The following is a 23,283-nucleotide window of genomic DNA, read 5'->3' on the forward strand; positions in this document are numbered from 1 at the left end:
ATACGGGTCCGCGCGGGCGCGCGCAAGCGCCGGTCAGGGCGTGGCGCGGTAAAGCATCCGTCGCACGGCAAAGCCCTCGGCCTGAAAGAAGGCATGCGCCTCGCGGTTGCCCTCCCAGGTGTCGAGCAGGATCTCGTCGGTGCCAAGGTCGCGCGCCAGCCCCCGCGCGGCCGCCAGCAGCGCCCGGCCGATGCCCTGCCGCCGGGCCTGCGGCGCCACCGCGACATGTTCGACCAGCAGGCGGCAGACGGGCGGCGAGAACACTGACAGCGGGCGCTCTTGCAGGGCGCAAAGCGCGTAGCCCAGGGCCGGATCGCCGGCCAGGAAGCAGGTCACCCCCGGCTCGGCCAGCCGGGCGGCGAAATGCGCGGTCAGGGCGGCGGGGTCGGGGTGCGGGAAAAAGGCCTCGGGGTAATGCGCCGCGTGCCAGCCCTGCACGTGGGCGTTCAGCCGGGCCATCTCTGCTGCATCCTGCGGCCCGGCGCGGCGGATCGGCGGGGTCATTCTTCGAACGGGTCCCAGTCGTCGTCGACCTCGGGCTCGGCCTCGGGCAGAGCCTCGATGGCGGCGCGGGCGGCCATCGCCTCGGGGGTGCGGATGTCGGTGATCCTGGCCTGCGGAAAGGCTGCAAGCACGGCCTGCACAAACGGAGTCTCCATCGCCTCGGCACGGGCCTCGACCATGGCGCTGTCGCGCTGTTCGGCCAGTGTCGGCGCGCCGCCCGACGACACCACCGAGACGCCCCAGCGGGCACCGGTCCAGGCCTGCAGGCGCTGGCTCAGCCTTGCCGCAAGGTCGGGGCGGGCGCCGGGGGCCGGCTCGAACTCGATCCGGCCGGGCGTGTAGCGGGCCAGCCGCACGCCATCCTCGACTTCGACCAGCAGCGACATGTCGCGCTTTTCGCGGATCAGCTCGACCACCGCCTCGAAGGTGGCACAGAGGGCGACCTGACCTTCGGCCAGCACCGGGGCCGTGGCAACCATTGTCGGGCCACGGGCGGGTGCCATCGGCGCGCGCATCATCGGCGCATGGACGGTTCCGCCGCCCCCACCGCCGCCCGACGGCGCCCCGCCCTGGGGCGGACGGGGCCCCTCGGTCAGCTTCCTGACCAGCGTTTCGGGGTCGGGCAGGTCGGCGACATGGGTCAGCCGGATCACCGCCATCTCGGCGGCCATCATGGCGTTGGGGGCCAGCCCCACCTCTTCGATCGCCTTCAGCAGCATCTGCCACATCCGCGACAACGCCCGCATCGGCAGCCGCACCGCCATGTCCAGCCCGCGAGAGCGTTCGTCGGGCGGAACCGTCGGGTCATCCGCCGCCTCGGGCGTGATCTTGATCACGCTGATCCAGTGGGTGATCTCGGCCAGATCGCGCAGCACCGCCATCGGGTCGGCCCCGGCGGCATATTGCCCCGACAATTCCGCCAGTGCCGTCGCCGCGTCGCCCTTCATGATCAGGTCGAACAGGTCCAGCGTGCGGCCCCGGTCGGCCAGGCCCAGCATCGAGCGGACCTGCTCGGCACTGGTCTCGCCGCCGCCCATGGCGATGGCCTGGTCCATCAGGCTCATCGCATCGCGAACCGATCCTTCGGCCGCCCGGGTGATCAGCGCCAGCGCGTCGGGGGCCAGCGTGGCGCCTTCGGCGGCGGCGATCTTCGTGAGGTGCGCCATCATCACCTCGGGCTCGATCCGGCGCAGGTCGAACCGCTGGCAGCGGGACAGCACCGTCACCGGCACCTTGCGGATTTCCGTGGTGGCGAAGATGAACTTCACATGCGCGGGCGGCTCTTCCAGCGTCTTCAAGAGCGCGTTGAAGGCGTTGTTCGACAGCATGTGAACTTCGTCGATGATGTAGATCTTGAACCGCGCCGATGCCGCCCGGTAGTGGACCGAGTCGATGATCTCGCGGATGTCGCCCACCCCGGTGCGGCTGGCGGCGTCCATCTCCATCACGTCGACATGCCGGCCCTCGGCGATGGCCCGGCAGGGCTCGCACACACCGCAGGGGTCGGTGGTCGGCCCGCCGGTGCCATCGGGGCCGATGCAGTTCAGCCCCTTGGCGATGATCCGCGCCGTGGTGGTCTTGCCCACCCCGCGCACGCCGGTCATCACGAAGGCATGCGCGATGCGGTCGGCCGCGAAGGCGTTCTTCAGCGTGCGCACCATCGCCTCTTGCCCGATCAGGTCGGCAAAGGTCTGCGGCCGGTATTTGCGGGCCAGAACCTGATAGGCTTTGTCGGGTGTGTCGGACATGGTCCCTCGCGTGACTCGGGCGCCAGACTAGGGCGCGGGGCGTGCGGCGTCCACCCAAAGGCCGGGCGGCGGGGATGGTCGATTGTCTTCGAAGGACATTGGTCCTAGCGGCGCTTCATGTCCTTCTTCACCGCCTTGATCATCCGCCCGAAGGCCTTGTCGCGGCGGCGGGCCTCCAGCAGGCTGGTGTTGGTGCGGGCGTCTTCCTGCTGCAACTTCTGCCAGCGGCCGAATCGCCCGGCCTCCAGCACTCCCGCCGCAATCGCCGCCTGCACCGCACAGCCCGGCTCGGCGCCGTGGCTGCAATCGCGAAACCGGCAGGTGCCCGCCAGCGCCTCGATATCGTCATACAGTTCGGCAATGCCCTCGGCGGCGTCGAACAGCGCCAGTTCGCGCATCCCGGGCATGTCGATCAGCAGGCCGCCACCCGGCATCAGGTGCAGCGACCGCGCCGTGGTGGTGTGGTGGCCCTTGGCGTCGTCTTCCCGAATGCCGGCGGTGGCCAGATCGATCCCCGCCAGCCCGCTGATCAACGTCGACTTGCCAACCCCGGACGAGCCGACAAAGGCCACCGTCTGCCCCTGCCCGCACCAAGGCCGCAGCACGTCCAGCGCCTCGGCCTGCTTGGCATTCAGCGCCAGAACTGCGGCGATGCGCGGCGAGATCGCCTTCGCCTCGGCCACCATCGCCTCGGCATCCGGTGCCAGATCGGCCTTGGTCAGCACGATCACCGGCGTGGTGCCGCTGTCCAGCGCCAGCGCCACATACCTTTCCAACCGGGCCAGGTTGAAATCGGCGTTGCAGGAGGTGACGATGAACAAGGTATCGACATTGGCGGCAATCAGCTGTGGCCGCACCTCGATGCCGGCCGCCTTGCGCTCCAGCAGCGAACGGCGTTCCAGCACCCGCAGGATACGGCGGGTTTCCGGGTTGGCCAGCGCCCAGTCGCCCACCGCCACTTCGCCCGCGGTCAGCCCCGGCGGAAATTCCAGCACCAGCGGCCCGCCGGGACCAAGCCCGGTGGCCCGGTTGCGCTGCACGCCAATCAGCCGCAAGGGCAGGGCGGAGCCGTCATCGGCGGTGATCTGGGCCGCGAAATGCGGCGACCAGCCAAGGTCGTCAAGGGTAAGGTGTGTCAAGGAAGTGTCCTCAGGCGAAGTCGCGGAAATGCGCGCACCGCCAGCGGCAGGCGCACAGGATCAGGCGCGGGGCAAAGCCCCGAGGACGGCGGCAGTCGGCAGCATCAACGTCCTCCTTTCGGCCAAAGGGACAAGGGTGAGAGGCTGGACAGCGACCCAAGCGGGTCTCGTTACGGCTGCTTCCTTCCGGACCTGACCGGGTTGGCGAGGCGCCTGCCCGCGCCAACCTCTCGCCCGCCGATATAGGCCCGGGGGGCGGGATTCGCAAGCCATCCCGCCAGCACGTCGCAGCCCGCGAATCGCTGCAATGCCCTAGGCTGCAAGCGCGCCCAAGCGCAAGGAGGCCGCGATGACCAACCTGGTAAGGATGGATTGGCCCGACCATGGCACCCCCGACCTGCCACCCGCCTTTGGCCTGCCCGAGGCCGAGGCGCGGCTTGCCGACACGCGCGCGGCGATGGCCGCGGCGGGCCAGGCGGCGCTGGTGGTCTATGCCGACCGCGAGCACGCAGCGAACCTGCACTGGCTGACTGGCTTCGACCCGCACTTCGAGGAGGCGGTGCTGGTGGTCACCCCGGATGACGCGCTGCTGCTGGCGGGCAACGAATGCCTGCCCTGGACGGCGGTCTCGCCGCTGGTCGCTGCCGGGCGCATTCGCATCGGCCATTGCGCCGCGCTGTCGTTGCCCAGCCAGCCGCGCGGCACGCCCCGGCTGGCCGACTGGCTGGCCGAGATCGTGCCCAAGGGCGCGACGGTCGGCGCCGCAGGGTGGAAGTGGTTCGGTCCCGACGAGGTGGACGATCCCGCCACCGCGCTGGACCTGCCGGCCTTTGTCGCCGACCCGCTGCGCGCCATCGCGGGGCGAGTGGAAAACGCCACCGCACTGTTCATGCACCCCGGCCACGGGCTGCGCTGCCGGGTCGATGCCGATGAGATCGCCCGGCTGGAGTTCGCCAACCATATGGCCGCAGCCGCGCTGAAGCGGATGGTCTTTGCCTTTCGCGAAGGCATGACGGATTTTGCGGCGGTCGAGGCCGCGCGGCTGGGCGGGCTGCCGCTGGGTTGCCACCTGACCTTTGCCACCGGCGGGCGGGCCGCGCAGGGCCTGTCCGGCCCCAGCGGAGAGCGGTTGACCCCGGGCCAGCCGATCAGCTTCAACATCTGCCACTGGGGTGCCAACATCTGCCGCGCCGGCTGGGTGGCACGCGGCCCGGCGGACCTGCCGCGGCCGGCAGAAGGCTATCTCGACGACTTCGTCTTTCCCTACGTCGCCGCCATGTCGGACTGGTGCGCGTTGATGCGTCCCGGCGTGACCGGGGGTGAGGTCTGGGCAGGGATGCGCACCCGCCTGCCGTTCCGCACCTTTGGCGTGACGCTGAACCCGGGCCACCTGATCGGGCTGGACGAATGGATCAGTTCTCCCATCGCCGAGGGGTCGGACATCCCGCTCGCCTCGGGCATGGCGATGCAGATGGACGTGATCCCGTCGCACCCCGCCTATGGCTCGACCCGGATGGAGGATGGCTACGTCCTGGCAGACGAGGCCCTGCGCAGGGATCTGGCACACCGACACCCCAACGTCGCCCGCCGCATCCAGGCCCGGGCCAGTTTCATGCGCGACGCCATCGGGATGCACGTGCCCGAGACCCTTCTGCCGCTTGCCGACACCTGCGGGATCGTCGCGCCCTTCCTTCTTGACGCGGCGCAGGTGGTGGTGCTCTAGCCGGGCAGCTGTGACACGCCGCTCAGTGCCGGAACGGCGCCGGTTTCGCCCCGTGCCGGTCGAGCCAGCGGATTGCGCTTCGGGCGCCAAGGATGCCGGCGGTCATGGCCGCCAGAAAGATCAGCACCCCGGTGTTGCCGGTGCCCAGCATCGGCAAGGCGCCGCCGGGGCAAAAGCCGGTGATCCCCCAGCCGATGCCGAAGACGGCCGAGCCGCCCAGCAGGCGGGCGTCAATCACCCTGGACTTCGGCAGGTGGAAAGCCCTGTCCAGCAAAGGCGCGGGGCGGCGCAGGACAGCGCGATAGCCAAGGTAGGTGACGGCAAGCGCCCCACCCATGACCAGGATCAGGCTGGGGTCCCAGCCGCCGGCGAGATCGAAGAAATTGAGGACTTTGGCCGGGTTGCCCATGCCCGAAAGCACGATCCCGCAGCCGAAGACCAGGCCGATCAGAAGGGCGGAGAGGATGCGCATGTCTCAGGCCGTCAGATGCCGAAGGGCATAGACCGTCAGCCCGGTGAACAGCATGAACGTCGCCGTCGCCACGATGGACCGGATCGACAATCGGGCCATGCCGCAGACGCCGTGGCCCGAGGTGCAGCCGCCGCCGAACGTGACCCCGATGCCCACCAGAAGCCCACCCAGAACCATGAGGCCGCTGCCGACCGGAACCTGCACGGCGGGCATCTGGCCACTGAGAGCCCAGAACAACCCCGGCGCTGCGGCCATGCCGGCAAGCAGGGCGGCGCGCCAGGCCCAGTCGCGCAGGGTCTCGGGGAAGAACACCCCGGCGACGATGCCGGTGGCGCCGTAGATCCGGCCCAGCGTGGCCATCAATAGCACCGAAGCGGTGCCGATCAGCAGGCCTCCGGCCAGCGAGGCCCAAGGGGTGAATTCGGTTTCCATGGCCAGCAGCGGTCCTTGCCTGTAAGCCGTGCCCCTCTGCCTTGTTTTCCTGGCGAAGGCCAGAGGCATGAAAAAGGGGGCGAAGGCTGCTCATCCCTTCGCCCCCCAGTCCGGACACCGCGGTCAAGGGCCTGCGGTGCCGTCCCCGGGCCCCAAGCGGCCCGGAAACCCTGTGTCAGCGGCCGCGGTCCTCGCGCACCTCGAACCCGGCTTCGCGCAGGCAGTCGACGCCGTAGATCCGGTCCCATTTGCCGTAGATGCGGGCCTCATGGCTGCAATGGCGGGGCAGCTTGGCGCGGACGCCTTCGTCGCGCAGGCAGCTTTCGGGATAGACCGTCACGCTGCGGCGCTGGCCGTCGATCTGGATGGCGCAGACGGCGGGGATGCGGGGACGGTCGGCCTTGTGCTTCTTCTTGTGCACCGGCGCGGGGGCGGGCTTGCGGTCATTGTCGTTCAGTTCGTTCACGATGGCGCCCAGCACGATGATGCCCAGAAGTGCCTTGGCCAGGTCGTCGCTGCGCTTGTCGGCGCGGGCCGGAAGGGCGCTGGCAAGAACCAGCGCCAGCACCGCGGCGGCGGCGGCGAGGCCGGCGAAGAAGCGGCCGGGCGCGGGGGCGGGAACAGCGCGCGAGATGCGGGCGGCGGGGATGATCCGGGGCGGGTGCATTGCGGCCTCCTTGTCAGAATTGTTGTTTGTGTTCTGGGGGTTCGCCAGGCCGATCCGGGCCGTGGGAACCTTGAGGACAGCATCCGGCCAATCGCGCCGGACAGGCAATATCGCCGCGGTGTTATGCGATAGCAGCCGGGGGCAGGGGCGTGGATATTGAATATCCGGGGGCTTGTGCGCAGAGTGCGTCAGGACGAGCAGTTCTGCGCCATGGAGCCGGACAATGAAGAGCCTGATGATCTTGATCGCAGTCGCTGCGCTGACGCTGGCCGGGCCGGCGGCAGCGGAATGCTATGCCGATTACAAGGCCAAGAAGAAAGATCCAACCAGGTATCACTACGGTGTGGCGCAGATCAGCGACGCAAATTGCAGCGTGGGGGCCGCGTTGGGCGAATTGGCGCCGCGTCTTGCCGGCGACGGCTGGACCTTGCTGGACGTTGTATCCACATTCGGGCCCGAGGGTCTGGAGAAAAGGAAAGCGAATGCCGGGGAGTATTTCCTCCGTTACTGACAGCCTGAGGCAGGGCAACCGCGTGGTTGCCTTCGGCATTGCCGGCATCGTGCTGATCCTGTTCGGAGTGGCGCTGTTCCTGTTCCTGAACCTGCCCGACGCCAACGCCTTCAATGCCCGGGTCGAGCGGATTTTCGTCGAGAACGATGACCTGACTTCGGGCGCCGAGATCAAGCTCTTGGAAATTCTGGCGCAATCGGGCACCTCGTTCTCGGAAGTTCTGATCAGCTACCGCGTTGTGATCTTCGTGCTGCTGGTCTTTTCCACCGCCCTTCTGGTGGCGGCGCTGGTGTTTCTGGTGATGATCATCGCGCTGAACCGGCGGATTTCGGCGATACAACGGTCGGGCATCCAGGTGGCCAGCCTGATGATTTCTCGCGAGGCGCGGGCCGTCTACATCAACGACCTCGAGTTCCAGTTGACCGAGGCCGCGCTGGAGACGCTGAGCGTTCTGGCCGAGGCGCGGATGGATGACGAGGTGTTGACCGGGGCGCAGATCGAGGCGGTGATCTCTGGCCGCAACGAGGTGGACTGCGACGAGGCGGCGGGGGCGACGCGGGTCAAGCGGCTGCGCGACACGCTGGGCAACCAGCTGGTCAGCGAGCTGCTGGTCAAGACCATCGCGCGGCGCGGCTATGTGCTGGCGGTGGGCAAAGAGACGATTCGGATGATCTGACCCGATCACAGGGTTAACGAGCTGATTCCGCAAAGAATTTCATGAATGGTCTGCGTTTGGTCCACGTCTGGCTGACGTATGGCAGGCGTATGGCTGCTTTTGCCGCCGCGGCGGGTGAATGCGGCGGGCGTCATGCAACCTTCAAGAGCCTTGCATAGGGGAAATGGGGGGCCTAAGGAACGCGTTTCCTGTTGGTCCCTTGACCGCCTTGGGGGATGCGATGATCCAGACACCCTATTACCTGATCGACCGCGCCCGGCTGGCCCGGAACATGGCGGTGATGGACGAATTGCGCGTCGCCTCGGGGGCGAAGTGCCTGCTGGCGCTGAAGTGCTTTGCGACCTGGGGCGTGTTCGGCCAGATGCGGGCGCACATGGACGGGACCACCAGTTCCAGCCTGTACGAATTGCGGCTGGGGCGCGAGGAGTTCGGCGGCGAGACCCATGCCTATTCGGTGGGCTGGGCCGACCATGAGATCGCCGAAGCGGTGGGCTATGCCGACAAGATCATCTTCAATTCCATCGGGCAGCTTGAGCGGTTCGACAATGCCTCGGCCCATATCGCGCGGGGGCTGCGGCTGAACCCGCGGTTTTCGACCAGCGGGTTCGACCTGGCCGATCCGGCGCGGCCGTTCAGTCGCCTGGGGGAATGGGATGCCGGCAAGATCAAGCGGGTGATGGACCGGATCAGCGGCTTCATGATCCACTACAACTGCGAGAACGCCGATTTCGACCTGTTCGACCGGCAGCTTTCGCAGATCGAAGAGGAATTCGGCGGGCTGCTGCGGCGGTTGAAGTGGGTCTCCCTGGGCGGCGGCATCCACTTCACAGGCGAGGGTTATCCCGTGGCGAAGCTGGCGGCACGGCTGAAGGCGTTTTCCGACCGCTTCGGGGTGCAGGTCTATCTTGAGCCGGGCGAGGCGGCGATCACCGGGGCGGCAAGCCTTGAGGTGACGGTTCTGGACGTGATGAACAACGGCAAGGACCTGGCCATTGTGGATTCCTCGGTCGAGGCCCATATGCTGGACCTGCTGATCTATCGCCAGCCGGCGAAGATGGAGACGGAGGGCGAGCATCCGTTCATGATCTGCGGCAAGTCCTGTCTGGCGGGCGACGTGTTCGGCGAGTTCAACTTTCCCAAGCCCTTGCAGGTGGGCGACCGGCTGAGCATCACCGATGCGGCGGGATACACCATGGTCAAGAAGAACTGGTTCAATGGCGTGAAGATGCCGTCGATTGTCATCCGCGAACTGGACGGCAGCCTGACCGTCGCGCGCGCCTTCGGTTACGCCGATTACAAGGCGTCCCTGGGCTGACCGCCCTTCCCCGACATGCGAGGAGGTTTCCGATGAAACGGAATGTTCTGATCATTGGCGCCGGCGGCGTGGCGCAGGTGGTGGCGCACAAGGCGGCGCAGCACAACGACCGGCTGGGGGATCTGCACATCGCCAGCCGCACGGTGGCGAAGGCGCAGGCGATCATCGACAGCGTGCAGGACAAGGGCGCGATGAAGGTGCCGGGGGTGTTCGTGGCCCATGCCGTGGATGCGATGGATACCGGCGCGGTGGCGCATCTGATCCGGCATACCGGCTGCCAGATCGTCATCAACGTCGGCAGTTCCTTCGTCAACATGACGGTGCTCGAAGCCTGCATCGAGACCGGCGCGGCCTATATGGACACCGCCATTCACGAAGACCCCGCGCAGATCTGCGAGACGCCGCCGTGGTATGCCAACCACGAGTGGAAGCGGCGCGAGCGGTGCCGCGCGGCGGGGGTGACGGCGGTGCTGGGCATCGGCTTTGACCCCGGCGTGGTGAACGCCTGGGCGCGGGTGGCCGAGGGGATGCTGGACCGGATCGACAGTATCGACATCGTGGACATCAACGCCGGCAGCCACGGCAAGTATTTCGCCACCAACTTCGACCCCGAGATCAATTTCCGCGAGTTCACCGGGACGGTGTGGTCGTGGCAGGGCGGGGCCTGGGTGCCGAACGAGATGTTCGAGGTGGGCAAGGACTGGACCCTGCCGGTGGTGGGGCCGCAAAGGGCCTATCTGACCGGGCACGATGAGGTGCACAGCCTGTCGGCGCGCTATCCGCAGGCGGATGTGCGGTTCTGGATGGGCTTCGGCGACCACTACATCAACGTCTTCACAGTGCTGAAGAATCTGGGGCTGCTGAGCGAGCAGCCGGTGCGCACGGCCGAGGGCCTTGAGGTGGTGCCGCTGAAGGTGGTCAAGGCGGTGCTGCCCGATCCGGCCAGCCTGGCGCCGACCTATACCGGCAAGACCTGCATCGCCGATGTGGTGCGGGGGGTGAAGGACGGCCGGCCGGTCGAGTTGACGATCTACAACGTCGCCGACCATGCCGAGGCCTATGCCGAGGTGGGCAGTCAGGGCATTTCCTACACCGCCGGCGTGCCCCCGGTGGTGGCGGCGCTGCTGATCGCGGACGGCACCTGGGACGTCGGCCGCATGGTCAATGTCGAGGAACTGGACCCGCGACCCTTCATCAGCCTGTTGAACGGCATGGGCCTGCCCAGCCGGATCATCGACGGGCAGGGCGACCGGCTGCTGACGTTCTGAGGCGTCACTGCCCCAGGTAGCGGGCCAGCGTAGCGGCGGTTCCGTCCTGCCAGAGGCGGCCCAGCGCGTTGGTGAAGGCTGCCCGGAAACGCGGATCGTCGGCCACATCGCCATAGATCGCCCGCTGCGACAGCCAGGCGGCGGGGTCGGCCTTGGCTTGGCGAGCCAGTGGCACCAGCATGTCCCAGTTGGGGTCGTTCGGAGCGATCACAGTGCCGTTTTCGGTTGTGCCAAAGCAGTAGCGGCACCACAGCGCCGACACCAGCGCCAGGCCGTCGACCGGGCCGCTCGCTGCCAGAGCATCACGGATCGAGGGGACGATGAACTTGGGTTGGCGGTTGGAGCCGTCGAGGCAGAGGCGGCGTTCGGTGTCGGCGACCTCGGGGTTCGAGAAACGCTCGACGATCAGGGCGTAGTAGGCGGCAAGGTCGGTGCCGGGCACCGGGGGCACATAGGGGATGATCTCCTCGCGTTCCACCTTGTGCAGCAGGCCGCGGATCAGCGGGTGCGCCATGGCCTGATGCACGAATTCAACATCCATCAGCCCGCCGGGATAGGCGATGGTGGCATGACCGCCGTTCAGGATGCGGATCTTCATCTTCTCGAAGGCGTGGACGTGGGGGGTGAAGGTGACGCCGACCTTCTCCAGCGCCGGGCGGCCCTGCGGGAAGTGGTCTTCGACCACCCATTGCCGGAACGGCTCGCAGGTCACCGGGACCGGGTCGTCGGCTAGGCCGAAGGTGGCCGCGATGGCGCGTTCGCGCGGGCCGGTGGCGGGGGTGATGCGGTCGACCATGCCGTTGGGGAAGGCGACGTTGGCGCGGACCCAGGCGGCAAGGGCGGGGTCGGACAGTTCGGCCAGGCCAGCGACGGCGGCGCGGGTGACGTCGCCGTTGCCGGGGATGTTGTCGCAGGACAGTACGGTGAAGGGCGGGTGGCCCGCGGCGCGGCGGGCCTTCAGCGCGGCGACGATGGCGCCAAAGGCGGTGCGGTGGGGGCTTGCCGCATCGGCGGCGATCTCGGAGGCTTCGGGGTCGAAGGCGCCGGTTGCCGGGTTGATGAAATAGCCGCCCTCGGTGACGGTCAGGCTGACGATGCGGATCTCGGGGCGCGACATGGCGGCGATCAGCGCGGCGTTGTCGGGCTGGACCTCGATGAAATCGACCATGGCGCCGATGCGGCGGGCGGTCTTGCCGGCCGGGTCCAGCTCGATGATGGTCGAGAGGCAATCCTGCGATTTCAGCGCGTCGCGCATGGCGGCATCGGCGGGGCGGACGCCGGCGCCGAGGATGGCCCAGTCGTGGCCCTGCCCCAGCGCGAAGAGGTCGTCCAGATAGACCGCCATGTGGGCGCGGTGGAAGTTGCCCAGCCCGATGTGGACGATGCCGGGCGTCAGACGGCTGCGGTCATAGGCGGGCAGGCTTGCGGTGGGGGTCATGTGCGGGCCTCAGACGGTTTTCAACATGCCGCCGTCGACATGGTAGGTCGCGCCGGTGCAGTAGGACGCGCGCGGCGACAGCAGGAAGGCGATGACCTCGGCCAGCTCCTCGGGGGTGCCGAAGCGGCGGATGGCGGCGTGTTCGTCGGCGACGCCTTGCAGGTAGGCCTGCCAGTCGCCGCCGGGGGCCAGCTTCTTCGCGGTGTTGATCCAGTCGGGGGTGAGGATCAGGCCGGGGTTCAGGGTGTTGACGCGGATGCCCATGGGAATGAACTCGGTCGACATGGTCTTCGACAGCATCATCAGCGCGGCCTTGGTGGTGTTGTAGATCGGCTCATACCAAAGTGGCTGGACGGCGCAGATCGAGGCGTTGTTGAGGATCGCGCCGCCGCCATGCGCCTGCATCTGCGGCACCAGCCCGCGCGCCAGCCGCACCGCGGCCATGACGTGCAGGTTCCAATAGGACAGCCACTTGTCATCCGGCGCCTGAAGGATGGTTTCGTTCGAGCCGGTGCCGGCGTTGTTGAACAACAGCACTGCCCCGCCCATCTCGGCCGCCGCCTTGACCACGGCGGCGCAGCCTTCGGCGGTCGAGACATCGGCGGCGACCGACTGCGCCTCGGTGCCGAAATCGGCCAGGATGCGGGCGGCTTCGCCGGCGGCGCGGGCGCCGTCACGCGCCGCGATCAGCACGCGGGCGCCTTCGCGGGCCAGCGTGCGGGAGGCGGCAAGGCCGATGCCGATGGAACCGCCCGAGATGACGGCGAGTTTTCCGGTGAGTCCAAGATCCATGGTCATGCCATCCAGTTGCCGCCGTCCACGCCGAAGCACTGGGCGACGATGTATTTTGCCTCATCCGTGGCGAGGAAGACCGCCATGCCGGTCAGGTCGGCGGCGGTGCCCATGCGGCCGAAGGGAACGGCGGCGCCGACCTCGCGCTTCTTCTGGCCCGGCGCCTTGCCTTCGTATCTGGCGAAGAAGGCGTCGACGCCGTCCCAGTGTTCGCCATCCACCACGCCGGGGGCGATGGCGTTGACGTTGATGCCGTGGCGGATCAGGTCCAGCCCGGCGGATTGAGTCAGCGAGATGACGGCGGCCTTGGTGGCGCAGTAGACGGCCACCAGCCCCTCGCCGCGGCGGCCGGCCTGGCTGGCCATGTTGATGATGGTGCCCTGCCCGCGCGGGATCATGTGGCGCGCGGCGGCCTGCAGACAGAACAGCGTGCCGGCAACGTTGACGGCGAACAGACGTTCATAATCGGCGCGGGTGATCTCGGCGATGGGCGCGGCGCTGAAGAGGGCTGCGTTGTTGATCAGGATATCCAGGTGGCCCATGCGGGTGACGGCCTCAGCAAAGGCGGCGTCAATGCTGTCCTGGCGGGTGACGTCCAGCGCGATGGCATGGGCTTGCGGGCCGATGCTGTTCGCGGCCTTGCGGGCGGCGTCGATGGCGATGTCGGCGATGGCCACCTGCGCGCCTTCGGCCACGTAAGCGCGGGCGAATTCCAGGCCAATGCCGCGGGCGGCGCCGGTGATCAGGGCGGTCTTGCCTTGCAGTCTCATCGGATGGCCTTTCCGTCGGCATCGAAGCGGTGGATCTTGTCGGGTTCGGGGTTCAACCGGATGCGGTCGCCATGGTGGACGCCGATCTCGCCGCCGGCGCGGACGTTCAGCACGCCGATGCCGTCCACCTGCACCTTGACGAAACTGTCGGAGCCGAGGTGTTCGGACAGCTGCACCGTGCCCTCCCATGGGCCGGAGCCGACACCGATATGCTCGGGCCGGATGCCGATGGTCCGGGCATTGTGGCGGGCGGCCTCGGCGCCTTCGATCAGGTTCATCTTCGGGCTGCCGATGAAGCCCGCGACGAACAGGTTGTCGGGGAAGTGATACAGGTCCAGGGGACTGCCCACCTGCTCGATCCGGCCGGCGTTCAGCACCACGATCTTGTCGGCCATTGTCATCGCTTCGACCTGGTCGTGGGTGACGTAGATCATTGTCGTCTTCAGCGCCTGGTGCAGTTCACTGATTTCCTGCCGCATGGTCACCCGCAGGGCGGCATCCAGGTTCGACAGCGGTTCGTCGAACAGGAACGCCGCCGGTTCGCGCACGATCGCGCGGCCGATGGCGACGCGCTGGCGCTGGCCGCCCGACAACTGGCCGGGGCGGCGGTCGAGGTAGGCGGTGAGGTTCAGCACTTTCGCGGCGGCCTCCACCTTCTTCGCCTGCTCGGCTTCGGAAAGCCCAGCCATCTTGAGCGGGAAAGCGATGTTCTTGCGCACCGTCATGTGCGGGTAAAGCGCGTAGCTCTGGAACACCATCGCCAGGCCGCGGCGAGCGGGGGGCAGGTCGGTGGCGTCCTTGCCGTCGATCAGGATTTGTCCGGCGGTGGTATCCTCCAGCCCCGCGATCAGCCGCAGAAGGGTGGACTTGCCGCAGCCCGAGGGGCCGACGAAGACGACGAACTCGCCATCGCGGATTTCCAGGTCCACGCCGGGGATGACATGGACATCGCCGAACGATTTGCGGACCGATTTGAGGGTGATCTGTCCCATGTCTTCCTCACTTCACCGCGCCGAAGGTCAGGCCGCGGACCAGTTGTTTCTGGCTGAACCAGCCCAGGATCAGGATCGGCGCGATGGCCATGGTCGAGGCCGCCGAAAGTTTCGCGTAGAACAGGCCCTGCGGTGCGGAAAAGCTGGCGATGAAGGCCGACAGGGGTGCTGCCTTGGTGGTGGTCAGGGTGATGGTCCAGAATGCCTCGTTCCAGGCCAGGATGACGTTCAGCAGCAGCGTCGACGCGATGCCGGGCAGCGCCATCGGCGTCAGCACATACAGGATTTCCGACCGCAGGCCGGCCCCGTCCATCCGCGCGGCTTCAAGGATTTCGCCGGGGATTTCCTTGAAGTAGGTGTAGAGCATCCAGGTGATGATCGGCAGGTTCATCAGCATCAGCGCCAGGATCAGGCCGGTCTTGGTGTCGAACAGGCCCAGCCGCTGGAACAAGAGGTAGATCGGGATCATCACCGCCACGGCGGGCATCATCTTGGTCGAGAGCATCCACATCAGCAGGTCCTTGGTGCGCTTGCCGGGCACGAAGGCCATGGCCCAGGCGGCAGGAATGGCGACGGCCAGGCCCAGAAGGGTGGAGCCGATCGAGATGACGACCGAGTTCCAGAAGAACCGCGGATAGTCCGAGCGCGCCCAGACCTCGGCATAGTTCTCCAGCGTCCAGCTGGCCGACAGCAGCTCTGGCGGGTTGGCCACGGCCGAGGCTTCGGTCTTGAAGCTGGTCAGGATCATCCACAGCACGGGGAAGAAGATCAGCAGCGCCACGCCCCAGGCGGCGAGGGTGGTCAGGATCATTCGGCGGGGGGATGAGGCGCGGGCCATCGGTGTCTCCTCACGCGTCCAGGTTCTTGCCGATGCCGCGCATCAGGAAGTAGGCGACGATGTTGGCCAGGATCACCGCGATGATCCCGCCGGCGGCGGCGCGGCCGATGTCCTTGGCGGCGATGGCCTGCTTGAAGATCATGTAGGGCAGCGTGGTGGACGCAGACCCAGGCCCGCCCTGGGTGGTGGTGAAGATCTCGCCGAAGATGCCCAAGAGGAAGATGGTCTGGATCAGGATGACCACGGTGATCGCCCGGGTCAGGTGCGGCAGGATGATATGGCGAAAGCGCGAGACGGCACCGGCGCCGTCCATTTCGGCCGCCTCAAGCTGTTCCGACGACAGCGATTGCAGCGCGGTGAGAAGGATGAGCGTGGCGAAGGGCAGCCATTCCCAGGAGACGATGCCGATGACCGACAGCATCGGGTAATTCTCAAGGAACAGGATCGGTTGCGCGCCGAAGCCGCGGGCGAAGGCAGCGAACAGCCCGTTCTGCGGGTGCATGAACAGGTTTTCCCAGATCGAGGCGGCGACGGGCGGCATCACGAAGAAGGGCGCGATGACCAGGATGCGCAGCACGCCCTGCCCCTTGACAGGCTGGTCGATGAGAAGGGCAATCAGCGTGCCCAGGACCACCGTGATCACCAGCACGCCGCCGACCAGGGCGAGGGTGTTGAAGATCGCCAGCCAGAAGTCGGGCGAATTCAGGAACCAGGTGTAGTTGTCGAAGCTGGTCCAGCGGGTCCGGTCCGGCGTGAGCAGCCGATAGAACCGGAACGAGTAATACAGAGTCATCGCCAGCGGAACGATCATCCAGACAAACAGCAGGATGACCGATGGGGCAACCATCAGGCGCGCGGCCAGACGGGTGGAATGCGTGGACATGGCTCGGGTCTCCAAAGGCCAGGGGGCCGGGCCGAGCTTGCGGGCCGCAAAGGACCCGCAAGCCGGGAGGACGCCTTGGGCCGGCCGGAACCGGCCCGGCGCGTTTGCCTACTGGATGTAGCCCGAGGCCTTCATCTCGTCGGTGACGGCGGTCTGGGCTTCGGCCAGCGCCTCATCGGCGGTCTTCTGGCCCGCAAGTGCTGCCGAGAAGATTTCACCCACGGTGGTGCCGAGACCCTGGAATTCCGGGATCGCCACGAACTGCACGCCGACATAGGGCACCGGCTTGACAGTCGGCGCGTTCGGATCGGCCGAGTTGATCGAATCCAGTGTCATCTTGGCGAACGGGACCTTGGCGTATTCCTCATTGGCGTAGAGCGAGGAGCGCGTTCCCGGCGGCACGTTGGCCCAGCCTTCCTTGCTGGCGACCAGCGCCAGATAGTCCTTGTTCGTGGCCCAGTTGATGAAGGCCTTGGCGGCATCCTGCTTCTGGCTGGATGCCGGAATCGCCAGCGACCAGGCCCAGAGCCAGTTGCCACGCTTGCCCAACCCGTTGTCGGGGGCCAGGGCGAAGCCCACCTTGTCGGCCACGGTGCTGTCCTTGCCGGTGACGAAGCTGGCGGCCACGGTGGCGTCGATCCACATGCCGCACTTGCCTTGTTGGAACAGCGTCAGGTTTTCGTTGAAGCCGTTGTTGCTGGCGCCGGGCGGGCCGTAATTGTTCATCAGGTTCAGATAGAAGTCGAGTGTCGCCTTCCATTCCGGCTGGTCGAACTGCGGCATCCAGGCCTCGTCGAACCAGCGCGCGCCGAACGAGTTGGACATGGCCGTCAGGAAGGCCATGTTCTCGCCCCAGCCGGCCTTGCCACGCAGGCAGACGCCGTAGACGCCGGTCTCGGTGTTGGTCATCGCCTTGGCGGCGGTCTCGATGTCGGCCCAGGTCGGCGCGTCGGGCATGGTCAGGCCGGCGGCTTCCATCAGGTCGGTGCGATACATCACCATCGAGCTTTCGCCATAGAACGGCGAGGCCATCAGGTTTCCGTCAACCGTCAGGCCGCCACGGATGGCGGGCAAGAGGTCATCCACGTCGTATTCGGCGGGCAGGTCGTTGAGGCTGACCAGCCAGCCCTGCTTGCCCCAGATCGGAACCTCGTAGGTGCCGATGGTCAGCACGTCATACTGGCCGCCGCCGGTGGCGATGTCGGTGGTGACGTTCTGGCGCAGGACGTTTTCCTCAAGCGTCACCCATTCGACCTTGATGTCGGGGTTCTTGGCATAGAAGTCGTCCATCAGACCCTGCATGCGGATCATGTCGCCATTGTTCACGGTGGCGACGGTGATGGTGGTTTCGGCCATCGCAGCGCCGGACAGCGCAAGCAAAGCCGTCGCGCCCATTAGCGCGCGCAGCGATACAGTCATGGTTTCCTCCCTTGGCAGCGATTGAGCATTTCATCGCCTACCGAAAAAATGCTCACCCAAATGCCGAATCGTCAAGCGTGTTCTTCACGCTCCGTTACAAATCCGTGCAGACGGGTGCGTTTGTTGGGCAGAACTCAGCCGGCCAGCGCCAGAACGGCGCGCGCAGTGGGCTCGTCTGTCACCAGACCGTTGACAATGCGTGAGGTCAGGGCCCCGACGATGGCGGGCGCCTTGGTCTCGCCCGCTGCGATGCCGATGGCCGGACGGTCAAGGCCAGGGTCCACCCGCACGCCGCCGGTGCGGCGGTTGGTGCCGAGGTCAAGGTAGCGTCCGGCGCGGTCGAAGACCCAGCCGGCCACCTCGCCCGCCGCGCCGGCGGCCTGCATCTCATCAAGTTCGGCGCGGGAAACGAAGCCGTCCTTCAACAGTGGCGCGTCTTCGGACATCTGGCCGATGCCGACAAAGATCACATCCGCCCGCTGTGCCAGTTCGACCACCTTCTTCACCGGCGGCAGGGCGTGAAATGCATCGTTCTCTTCCGGCGTCGTGCTGATCACCGGCACCGGCATCGGGTAATGCGGCGCGTGCACCTTGTCGGCCAGCCGCATCACCACGTCGAAGAAGCTGGCCGAACCGTCCGGAGCAATGTTGCCGATCAGCGAGACCAGGCGATGATGCTCGGCCACGATGCCATCGGTCAGTGCGTCCACCATGCCGCGCATCGCCCGGCCGGTGCCCAGAGCCAGCACCAGCGGCCTGTCCATCCTCAGGAAGCGCTCGAACTCGGCCGCGGCGGTGGGGGCGATGCTGCGCACGCCGTCGCCGCCAGGCCCCAGGCCGGGCGACACCCGACATCGTTGCAGCCCGAACCGGGCGGTCAGCGCATGTTCAAGATCAAGGCAGGCGCCGATGCGGTGGTTCAGCCGGACATGGATCAGCCCTTCCGCCATGGCGCGAGACACCAGGCGCTGCGCACGCTGGCGGCTGACCCCCAGATCCTGGGCGATCTGGTCCTGCGTCAGGCCGCCGACGTAGTACAGCCAGCCGGCCCGGGCGGCTTCGTCCTGCAAGCTGGGTTCGGGATCGGGGCGGCTGCTCATGGGGGTCCCGTCATGGTTGGGTCAATCTGGAAGAAATCGGCAAAGGAATCAAACCGGCGGTGCGGGCGGGCGTCCTCGGTCTCTTGCGCGTCGGTTCCGCGCAGGTGGCTGCCGCCGGTAAAACGCCAGACCTGCATCCCTGCCGCAAGGCCCGCGCGCAGGCCGGTCAGGCTGTCCTCGATCACCAGTGTCCGTGCCGCGTCGGCGCCACAGACGCGGGCCGCATGCAGGAACAGGTCTGGCGCGGGCTTGCCGTTCGCCACCATCGAGGCGGTGAACAACCGAGGCCCGACCAGATCGCCCAGGCCCACAAGCCGCAGCGACATCTCGGCCCGCTTCGGGCTGGAGGAGGTGGCGACGCAGAACGGCACCCGCAGCCGGTCCAGCACTCCCTTTACCTGCGGCATGATCCGCAACTCGCGCTCGAAGGCGGCCAGCAGGCGGGTGCGGTAGTCGGCTTCAAAGGCGGTCGGCAGGTCCAGGCCAAAGTCTTGCCGGATGGTGGCCATCACGGTGGGGTAGCTGCGGCCCAGGAAATGCCGGGCCACATAGGGCAGGTCGATCCGTACGCCCAGGTCGGCCAGCGCCTCGACCAGCATGGTGGCGGATATGATCTCGCTGTCGATCAGCACTCCGTCGCAATCGAAGATGACCAGATCCAGCACGTTTCCCTCGGCGCAGCTTGCGCGGCAGCTAATCAGACTGTCCCGGGAATGGACAGACCATCAGGCGCGCAGCTGGTTCAGGATCGCGCCATGCAGCGCCGGCGGCGCGGCGATCACGCCGGGCGCACGGGGATGCGGCGCGTTGAAGCGAAGCGGGGCACCGGAGCGGTCGGTCACCCGGCAGCCGGCACGTTCGGCGATCAGGCTGCCGGCGGCGATGTCCCATTCCCAGGCCTCGCGGAAGGTGAACATCGCGTCATGCCGCCCCTCGGCCACGCGGCACAGCCGCCAGGCCAGCGAGGTGCGGAAGCTGCGCTTGAGGTCAGGCACGCCGCCGGGCCAATGCTCGGGCGCCATCGCGGCACGGGTGGCCAGCACGTCGGCGCCGGTCAGGTCGGTGCGTTGGCTGACCGCAACCGGCGCGCCGTTGCGGCTGGCCGGGCCGCCGGTGATCGCGGCATAGGTCAGGCCGCGCGCCGGCAGATGCACCAAGGCCGCGGTCACCGCGCCAGCGCTTGCCACGGCCAGCGAAACGGCGAAGCCGTCTTCGCCGGCCAGGAAGGCGCGGGTGCCGTCGATCGGATCGACGACGAAGACCTGATCGCAGGCCAGCCGGGCGAGGTCGTCAGGGGTTTCCTCGGACAGCCAGCCATAGCCGGGCCGGGCGTTGCACAGCCATTCCTTGAGGATGGCGTCCACCGCCAGGTCGGCCTCGGACACCGGGCCGTGGTCTCCGCCCTTGTCCCAGGCCTTGGGGTTGCGCTGCCAGAACGACATCGCCACGCGGCCCGCCTCGGCCGCAGCTTCGGCCAGAAGTGCCAGGTCGGCCTCGGGCGTGGTGTCAGGCGCCGGCAAGGGTCATCCCGTCAATCAGGATCGAGGGCACCCGCAGCGTCAGGTGCGACCGCGCGTCGTTCGCCGGCACGATGCGCAAGAGCATGTCGCGGAGGTTGCCGGCCACGGTGCATTCGTTCACCGGATGCGAGATGCGGCCGTTCTCGACCCAGAACCCCGAGGCGCCGCGGGAATAGTCGCCGGTGGTGGGGTTGATGGTCTGGCCGATCATGCCGCAGATCAGCAGGCCTGTGCCCATCGCGGCCAAGAGGTCGTCGCGCGACTGGGCGCCCTGGGTCAGATCGACATTGGTGGTCGAGGGCGAGGGCGGCGCGGTGGGGCCGCGGCTGGCATTCGCGGTGGATTGCAGGCCCAGCCGGCGGGCGGTGGCAAGGTCCAGCACCCAGGTTTGCAGCACGCCGTCCTGCACCAGCGCCTTGGCCCGCGTCGGCAGGCCCTCGGCGTCGAACGGGCGCGAGGCGCCGCTGCGCGGACGCAGCGGGTCCTCGGTCAGCCACAGGCCGGCGGGCAGAACCTGTTGCCCCATCAGCCCGCGCGCCCAGCTGGCGCCTCGGGCAATGGCGCTGCCATTGATCGCCGACAGCAGGTGGCCGATCAGGCTGGAAGCGACCCGTTCGTCATAGACCACCGGAAAGCGGCCGGTCGGCGGCTTGACGGCGCCAAGGCGGGCGTGCGCCCGTTCGGCGGCCAGGCGACCCATCGCCTCAAGGTCGGGCAGGTCGGCGCCGTGGGTGCGGGTCTCGCCGGCCCAGTCACGTTCCATCCCCGTGCCAGAGCCACAGAAGGCGGTGACACTGCGGGAATGGCTGGTGCGGGCATGGCCGCCGGCAAAGCCGTTCGACTGCGCCAGGAACACCTCGCGGCGCGAAAAGGCGGCAGTGGCCTCGGCCTGGGCCACGCCGCCGGCCGCCATCGCCGCGCCGTCCAGAGCGCGGGCGGCCTGTTCCAGCGCTGCGGGCAAAGGGTCGGGCGCCGGATCACAAAGGTCGAGGGCGGCCAGGTCCCAGCCGCGGGCGGTCTGGTCGGGGTCGGCCAGGCCGGCGGACGGATCTTGCGGCGCCTCGCGCGCCATGGCGACGGCGCGTTCCGCCAGGGCGGCGAGGGTGGCCGGCGCGATGTCCGAAGCCGAGACGCAGGCCTGCCGCCCGCCGATCAGCACGCGCAGGCCGACCTCGGTGCCTTCCGAACGCTCGGCCTGTTCCAGCCGGCCCTGACGGTAGTCGATGTTCAGCGCGGCGTCGGTGACGGCCAGGGCATCGGCCGATTCGGCCCCGGCCTTGCGGGCGGCGTCCAGAAGCGCGGCGGCAAGGTCCGGCAGGGCGGGGGTGGGCATCGGCGGCAGGCTCCTTCGCGACGGCGCGGGTTGGGTGTCAGGTAGTCTGCCCGGCGCCGGGCCGCAAGGCGACGGCCCGTCAGGAAGAAAGCACAGGCGGGGCGCCGGCGACAGCGCCCCGCCCCGGTCTGTTCAGCGGATCATTGCAGCTGCTGGCCGTTGACGAACAGGTGCTTGTCCTTGAACTCGACCTCGGACACCAGCTCGTCCGGCCCGGCGCCGGGCTTGGCGAACATCGCCAGACCCATGCGGACGCCCATCACCTCTTCTTCCGGGATCAGCCCCATCGACACGGCGGTGTCGATCAGCGCATTGATGCCCTTGAGGTTGGCGGTGATCTTGCCGGTCGGCGCCGGAAGGCCGCCGTAGGTCATCAGGTCGGAGTTGTCGAAGGTCAGCGCGCCGGTGGCCGCGATCTCGCCGCCCAAGGCCTTGAGCAGAAGCTGCGGCAGGTCGAGCGAGGCCAGCTCCAGCGGCGGTGCGGCCTGGTCCTGCACCGCCGGGTCCATGATGTCGGCGGTCCAGCGCCCCTTGCCCTTGAGATCAAGGATCAGCGTCGCCGGGTCGCGCTTGAGCTGGCTGCCCGGGTCGAACATGGCCCAGAGGCCGTCGGCCGCGGTCAGGTCGGCCAGCTTGAACAGCATGGTGAAATCCTGCGGCGTGTCTGTCATGGCGACCGGCAACATGACGCCGAAGGCCAGCTCGCCAAAGGCGCTTGAAACCTCGGGCAGCGGCATGTCGGGGCCGGTGACGGTGCCGTCAAAGCCGGTAATCGCAAAGCCGTAGTCGACCCGCGCGCTGTCGATGGCGACCTTGCTGGTCAACCCGCCAAGCGTGGCGTCGATGGTGGTGGTCTTGCCGCCTTCGACCACGTTGCCCTTGACGGTGACCGGGCCGATGTTCGAGGTGCTGTCGACCATGAAGCCGGCCTTCAGCGCCTGGGACATGTTGGCCATCATTTCCTGGCCGACGAAGGTGCCCTTGGTGGTGCCCGAGGTTTCACCCACGGTAATGGCGAAGGTGGCTTCGGTGTCGGTCGCGGGTTCCTTGGCGACCACGTCGATGGTGGTCGATGCGGCCTTGCCCGAGCTGTCGATGCCGGTGATGCCGGCGCCGGGGGTCACGGCGTATTTGCCGGCAACGCCGGTCATTGCGGCCTTGATGGTCAGGTCGATCGCTTCGCCCGAGCTCTTCTTGAAGCCATCCGCCGTCAGCCCGTAGGTATCGGCCGAGAAGTCGTAGCTGGTCGCCTCGGCCGTGCCCGAGGCGATCATCCTGAGGCCGTCGGTGGGGGTGGTGACGTTGAAGGACGCCGGATCGTCGGACTCGCCGCCGGTCAGGGTGAAGGGATAGCTGGTCGGCAGCGTGATCTCGACCGTGCCGTCGCCCAGGTCGCGGAAGGTGATCTTGTCGAAGACGGTCGAGACGGTCGAGGCATCGTCGGAATTCGTCAGCGTCCAGGTCACGCCGGTCGCTTCCAGCGTGTCGCCGTTGCGGGTGGTGGCGCCGCCCGTCAGCGCGCCCGAGCCGGAGAGGACGGCCTGCCAGTTGGTCCAGACCTCTTCGGGGGTGACGGCCAGAGCGGCGGAGGACGAAAGCAGGAGGGCGAGCGCGGTCGAGCCGGAAAGCTGCCAGTGTTTCATGACGAAAGCCTCATGGGTGAAATGTTGGCGCATGGTTTCCCGCGGAAGGGGCTGCGTCAAGGGGTTGCAGGCTGGTGGGGGACCGTGTGCCGCGCTATTG

The 23,283-nt window shown here is 67.7% G+C and carries 23 protein-coding genes and 1 other RNA gene; 5 read left to right on the top strand and 19 right to left on the bottom strand.

Annotated features, from left to right (window positions below):
* Positions 1 to 33 precede the first annotated feature (33 nt).
* From LHP98_RS14765 to ffs, 4 genes are all read right to left on the bottom strand, one after another.
* Positions 34 to 504 (bottom strand): GNAT family N-acetyltransferase, encoded by a 471-nt coding sequence (locus LHP98_RS14765; protein WP_227253315.1) that lies wholly within the window; start codon positions 502 to 504, stop codon positions 34 to 36.
* Entirely contained in the window at positions 501 to 2,252 is a 1,752-nt protein-coding gene (locus tag LHP98_RS14770; protein WP_227253316.1) for a DNA polymerase III subunit gamma/tau, read from the bottom strand. Before LHP98_RS14770 ends, LHP98_RS14765 begins: the two co-directional genes overlap by 4 nt.
* Before the next feature lie 104 nt (positions 2,253 to 2,356).
* On the bottom strand, positions 2,357 to 3,391 hold the full coding sequence (gene rsgA, locus LHP98_RS14775) for a ribosome small subunit-dependent GTPase A (RefSeq protein ID WP_227253317.1): 1,035 nt from the start codon (positions 3,389 to 3,391) through the stop codon (positions 2,357 to 2,359).
* A gap of 135 nt (positions 3,392 to 3,526) precedes the next feature.
* An RNA gene (gene ffs / locus LHP98_RS14780) (signal recognition particle sRNA small type) lies at positions 3,527 to 3,623 on the bottom strand.
* 117 nt (positions 3,624 to 3,740) lie between these two features.
* Here ffs and LHP98_RS14785 point away from each other — a divergent pair.
* Positions 3,741 to 5,114 carry a M24 family metallopeptidase gene (locus LHP98_RS14785; RefSeq protein WP_227253318.1) on the top strand — a complete coding sequence of 458 codons (1,374 nt, stop codon included), beginning with the start codon at positions 3,741 to 3,743 and terminating at the stop codon, positions 5,112 to 5,114.
* Between the two features lie 22 nt (positions 5,115 to 5,136).
* Here LHP98_RS14785 and LHP98_RS14790 read toward each other — a convergent pair whose 3' ends face one another.
* From LHP98_RS14790 to LHP98_RS14800, 3 genes are all read right to left on the bottom strand, one after another.
* Entirely contained in the window at positions 5,137 to 5,586 is a 450-nt protein-coding gene (locus LHP98_RS14790) for a YeeE/YedE family protein (protein WP_227253319.1), read from the bottom strand.
* Between the two features lie 3 nt (positions 5,587 to 5,589).
* On the bottom strand, positions 5,590 to 6,027 hold the full coding sequence (locus LHP98_RS14795) for a YeeE/YedE family protein (RefSeq protein ID WP_413687719.1): 438 nt from the start codon (positions 6,025 to 6,027) through the stop codon (positions 5,590 to 5,592).
* Positions 6,028 to 6,193: 166 nt separating this feature from the next.
* Complete coding sequence (locus LHP98_RS14800; RefSeq protein ID WP_227253321.1) at positions 6,194 to 6,685, bottom strand: hypothetical protein; 492 nt, start codon at positions 6,683 to 6,685, stop codon at positions 6,194 to 6,196.
* A 223-nt stretch (positions 6,686 to 6,908) separates the two neighbouring features.
* On the opposite strand from LHP98_RS14800, the gene LHP98_RS14805 reads away from it, so the two are divergent.
* The 4 genes from LHP98_RS14805 to LHP98_RS14820 all read left to right on the top strand — a co-directional run bounded on the left by LHP98_RS14805 (position 6,909) and on the right by LHP98_RS14820 (position 10,455).
* Complete coding sequence (locus LHP98_RS14805; protein WP_227253322.1) at positions 6,909 to 7,196, top strand: hypothetical protein; 288 nt, start codon at positions 6,909 to 6,911, stop codon at positions 7,194 to 7,196.
* The gene (locus LHP98_RS14810) at positions 7,168 to 7,872 is read left to right on the top strand and encodes a winged helix-turn-helix domain-containing protein (protein WP_227253323.1); all 705 of its coding nucleotides are present in this window, start codon (positions 7,168 to 7,170) and stop codon (positions 7,870 to 7,872) included. Before LHP98_RS14805 ends, LHP98_RS14810 begins: the two co-directional genes overlap by 29 nt.
* A 220-nt stretch (positions 7,873 to 8,092) precedes the next feature.
* Positions 8,093 to 9,187: a carboxynorspermidine decarboxylase gene (locus tag LHP98_RS14815; RefSeq protein ID WP_227253324.1), complete on the top strand. Its 1,095-nt coding sequence runs from the start codon at positions 8,093 to 8,095 to the stop codon at positions 9,185 to 9,187.
* Between the two features lie 32 nt (positions 9,188 to 9,219).
* A complete protein-coding gene (locus tag LHP98_RS14820; protein WP_227253325.1) occupies positions 9,220 to 10,455 on the top strand; it encodes a saccharopine dehydrogenase family protein in 1,236 nt (411 codons plus the stop codon).
* Positions 10,456 to 10,459: 4 nt separating this feature from the next.
* On the opposite strand, the gene LHP98_RS14825 is transcribed toward LHP98_RS14820, so the two are convergent.
* From LHP98_RS14825 to LHP98_RS14880, 12 genes are all read right to left on the bottom strand, one after another.
* Entirely contained in the window at positions 10,460 to 11,893 is a 1,434-nt protein-coding gene (locus LHP98_RS14825) for a mannitol dehydrogenase family protein (protein WP_227253326.1), read from the bottom strand.
* Positions 11,894 to 11,902: 9 nt separating this feature from the next.
* Positions 11,903 to 12,685: an SDR family NAD(P)-dependent oxidoreductase gene (locus tag LHP98_RS14830; protein ID WP_227253327.1), complete on the bottom strand. Its 783-nt coding sequence runs from the start codon at positions 12,683 to 12,685 to the stop codon at positions 11,903 to 11,905.
* Between the two features lie 2 nt (positions 12,686 to 12,687).
* Positions 12,688 to 13,455: an L-iditol 2-dehydrogenase gene (locus tag LHP98_RS14835; RefSeq protein WP_227253328.1), complete on the bottom strand. Its 768-nt coding sequence runs from the start codon at positions 13,453 to 13,455 to the stop codon at positions 12,688 to 12,690.
* A complete protein-coding gene (locus tag LHP98_RS14840) occupies positions 13,452 to 14,447 on the bottom strand; it encodes an ABC transporter ATP-binding protein (RefSeq protein WP_227253329.1) in 996 nt (331 codons plus the stop codon). The genes LHP98_RS14835 and LHP98_RS14840 overlap by 4 nt, the downstream gene beginning before the upstream one ends.
* Before the next feature lie 7 nt (positions 14,448 to 14,454).
* On the bottom strand, positions 14,455 to 15,285 hold the full coding sequence (locus tag LHP98_RS14845) for a carbohydrate ABC transporter permease (protein ID WP_227253330.1): 831 nt from the start codon (positions 15,283 to 15,285) through the stop codon (positions 14,455 to 14,457).
* Positions 15,286 to 15,295: 10 nt separating this feature from the next.
* On the bottom strand, positions 15,296 to 16,168 hold the full coding sequence (locus LHP98_RS14850) for a carbohydrate ABC transporter permease (protein ID WP_227253331.1): 873 nt from the start codon (positions 16,166 to 16,168) through the stop codon (positions 15,296 to 15,298).
* 108 nt (positions 16,169 to 16,276) lie between these two features.
* Positions 16,277 to 17,587, bottom strand: coding sequence for an ABC transporter substrate-binding protein (locus LHP98_RS14855; RefSeq protein WP_227253332.1), 1,311 nt, complete (start codon positions 17,585 to 17,587; stop codon positions 16,277 to 16,279).
* 134 nt (positions 17,588 to 17,721) lie between these two features.
* Positions 17,722 to 18,687: a sugar-binding transcriptional regulator gene (locus tag LHP98_RS14860; RefSeq protein WP_227253333.1), complete on the bottom strand. Its 966-nt coding sequence runs from the start codon at positions 18,685 to 18,687 to the stop codon at positions 17,722 to 17,724.
* A complete protein-coding gene (locus LHP98_RS14865; protein ID WP_227253334.1) occupies positions 18,684 to 19,352 on the bottom strand; it encodes an HAD family hydrolase in 669 nt (222 codons plus the stop codon). Before LHP98_RS14865 ends, LHP98_RS14860 begins: the two co-directional genes overlap by 4 nt.
* A 60-nt stretch (positions 19,353 to 19,412) precedes the next feature.
* Complete coding sequence (locus LHP98_RS14870) at positions 19,413 to 20,207, bottom strand: 3'(2'),5'-bisphosphate nucleotidase CysQ (RefSeq protein WP_227253335.1); 795 nt, start codon at positions 20,205 to 20,207, stop codon at positions 19,413 to 19,415.
* Entirely contained in the window at positions 20,194 to 21,540 is a 1,347-nt protein-coding gene (locus tag LHP98_RS14875) for a TldD/PmbA family protein (RefSeq protein WP_227253336.1), read from the bottom strand. Before LHP98_RS14875 ends, LHP98_RS14870 begins: the two co-directional genes overlap by 14 nt.
* A gap of 140 nt (positions 21,541 to 21,680) precedes the next feature.
* Positions 21,681 to 23,216, bottom strand: a complete 1,536-nt coding sequence (locus tag LHP98_RS14880; RefSeq protein ID WP_227253337.1) for a DUF2125 domain-containing protein — start codon at positions 23,214 to 23,216, stop codon at positions 21,681 to 21,683.
* Positions 23,217 to 23,283: the final 67 nt, after the last annotated feature.

The organism is Rhodobacter sp. Har01 (genome assembly GCF_020564565.1).
Taxonomy (GTDB): Bacteria; Pseudomonadota; Alphaproteobacteria; order Rhodobacterales; family Rhodobacteraceae; genus Pseudogemmobacter.

Excerpts from the sequence above, each read along its gene's own strand:
- LHP98_RS14850 (WP_227253331.1), bottom strand. The coding sequence starts at position 16,168 with ATGTCCACGCATTCCACCCGTCTGGCCGCGCGCCTGATGGTTGCCCCA.
- LHP98_RS14880 (WP_227253337.1), bottom strand. The coding sequence starts at position 23,216 with ATGCGCCAACATTTCACCCATGAGGCTTTCGTCATGAAACACTGGCAG.
- LHP98_RS14855 (WP_227253332.1), bottom strand. The coding sequence starts at position 17,587 with ATGACTGTATCGCTGCGCGCGCTAATGGGCGCGACGGCTTTGCTTGCG.
- LHP98_RS14790 (WP_227253319.1), bottom strand. The coding sequence starts at position 5,586 with ATGCGCATCCTCTCCGCCCTTCTGATCGGCCTGGTCTTCGGCTGCGGG.
- LHP98_RS14765 (WP_227253315.1), bottom strand. The coding sequence starts at position 504 with ATGACCCCGCCGATCCGCCGCGCCGGGCCGCAGGATGCAGCAGAGATG.
- LHP98_RS14800 (WP_227253321.1), bottom strand. The coding sequence starts at position 6,685 with ATGCACCCGCCCCGGATCATCCCCGCCGCCCGCATCTCGCGCGCTGTT.
- LHP98_RS14845 (WP_227253330.1), bottom strand. The coding sequence starts at position 15,285 with ATGGCCCGCGCCTCATCCCCCCGCCGAATGATCCTGACCACCCTCGCC.
- LHP98_RS14860 (WP_227253333.1), bottom strand. The coding sequence starts at position 18,687 with ATGAGCAGCCGCCCCGATCCCGAACCCAGCTTGCAGGACGAAGCCGCC.
- LHP98_RS14835 (WP_227253328.1), bottom strand. The coding sequence starts at position 13,455 with ATGAGACTGCAAGGCAAGACCGCCCTGATCACCGGCGCCGCCCGCGGC.
- LHP98_RS14840 (WP_227253329.1), bottom strand. The coding sequence starts at position 14,447 with ATGGGACAGATCACCCTCAAATCGGTCCGCAAATCGTTCGGCGATGTC.
- LHP98_RS14810 (WP_227253323.1), top strand. The coding sequence starts at position 7,168 with ATGCCGGGGAGTATTTCCTCCGTTACTGACAGCCTGAGGCAGGGCAAC.
- LHP98_RS14820 (WP_227253325.1), top strand. The coding sequence starts at position 9,220 with ATGAAACGGAATGTTCTGATCATTGGCGCCGGCGGCGTGGCGCAGGTG.
- LHP98_RS14875 (WP_227253336.1), bottom strand. The coding sequence starts at position 21,540 with ATGCCCACCCCCGCCCTGCCGGACCTTGCCGCCGCGCTTCTGGACGCC.
- LHP98_RS14770 (WP_227253316.1), bottom strand. The coding sequence starts at position 2,252 with ATGTCCGACACACCCGACAAAGCCTATCAGGTTCTGGCCCGCAAATAC.
- LHP98_RS14815 (WP_227253324.1), top strand. The coding sequence starts at position 8,093 with ATGATCCAGACACCCTATTACCTGATCGACCGCGCCCGGCTGGCCCGG.
- LHP98_RS14830 (WP_227253327.1), bottom strand. The coding sequence starts at position 12,685 with ATGGATCTTGGACTCACCGGAAAACTCGCCGTCATCTCGGGCGGTTCC.
- LHP98_RS14805 (WP_227253322.1), top strand. The coding sequence starts at position 6,909 with ATGAAGAGCCTGATGATCTTGATCGCAGTCGCTGCGCTGACGCTGGCC.
- LHP98_RS14785 (WP_227253318.1), top strand. The coding sequence starts at position 3,741 with ATGACCAACCTGGTAAGGATGGATTGGCCCGACCATGGCACCCCCGAC.
- LHP98_RS14825 (WP_227253326.1), bottom strand. The coding sequence starts at position 11,893 with ATGACCCCCACCGCAAGCCTGCCCGCCTATGACCGCAGCCGTCTGACG.